Consider the following 1277-nt stretch of genomic DNA (forward strand, 5'->3'; position numbering starts at 1 on the left):
CAACTTGATGTTCAATATGCCGTCGGTCGTATTTATTTCGACACCTTGGACGAATATGCCCAGTATGCTCACAATGTGGTAGCAGCTAAAACCGGTAAATTGTTCTTGCCACGCCGTGCCAGTTTTTTTGGAGTACGCAATAGTGGTGATCTCGCCACTCAGCTCAGTGCTGACCAACTAATTGCGCCATTAGCGGACTGGGTAGCCAAAGATCAATCCGATTGGCAAATACAAACTTTCCTCAAAGAGGAGGCGACTAAGGCACAATTAGGGCAACTGTTAGGAGGGAACGATACGCCGAGCTTGCTTTTCACGGCTAGTCATGGGATGGGATTTCCTAACGGTGATTCACGCCAATTGCCTCACCAGGGCGCACTGCTCTGCCAAGATTGGCCTGGCTTAAAGTGGGGACGCAAACCGATTCCCGAAGACTTTTACTTTTCAGCCGACGATGTCAGTAATGATGCTGGTTTACTCGGATTGATTAGTTTTCACTTTGCCTGTTATGGTGCGGGTACACCTCATAAGGATGAATTTGCCCACGGGAAGTCCGATAAACGCTCAACCATTGCGCCACATGCTTTTGTAGCGCAATTACCACGGCGCTTACTCAGTCATCCCAAAGGCGGTGCTCTAGCCACAGTGGGTCATGTCGATCGTGCTTGGGGCTGTTCTTTCGTTTGGGAAAAAGCCGGGGCCCAATTAACTGTTTTTAAGGATACTTTGAAACGGTTGATGGAAGGCCATCCAATAGGTTCAGCCATTGATAAGTTCAATGTGCGTTATGCAGAAATCTCCTCTGATCTCAGTGAGCAACTAATAGAAATCAAACATGGCGTACTGGTCAGTGATTTTGAATTATCTAACCTATGGACAGCCAACAATGATGCGCGTAATTATGCCATTGTGGGCGACCCAGCGGTACGACTCATGCTCGGTGAGACCGATGATGCCAAGCGTCCGGTTATAGAAACCATCAATTTTCAGCCGTCAGCGGAGACAGAAACCCGAAATGCCAAAAATGCCGAGATTAAGCAAGCACAAAATCGTTTAACTGAGGCACTAGAACAGTTCATACTCTTAGCTGATAAAGATGAACAATTTAATACAGCGATTTCATCAGCAAAGGGGTTAGTGGATGAGTTGAAAACACTGAGTTAAATTCGTTTAGTACGCGGGATAAATTGGGCATACCTGACAAAAACTCAAAAATCGTTGTAAGTATTGAACCATAAGTTTTGATGTTTTTTAGCCTCGAATGTTTTAGCTTTTATTCG

1 protein-coding gene is annotated in these 1277 nt (G+C 45.5%); it reads left to right on the forward strand.

Annotated features, from left to right (window positions below; all coding sequences use genetic code 11):
• Positions 1–1161: hypothetical protein (locus GY683_RS09500; protein ID WP_297288497.1), on the forward strand; the 1161-nt coding region annotated here is incomplete at its 5' end.
• Positions 1162–1277: the final 116 nt, after the last annotated feature.

Source organism: Moraxella sp. (assembly GCF_024227015.1).
Taxonomy (GTDB): domain Bacteria; phylum Pseudomonadota; class Gammaproteobacteria; order Pseudomonadales; family Moraxellaceae; genus Moraxella.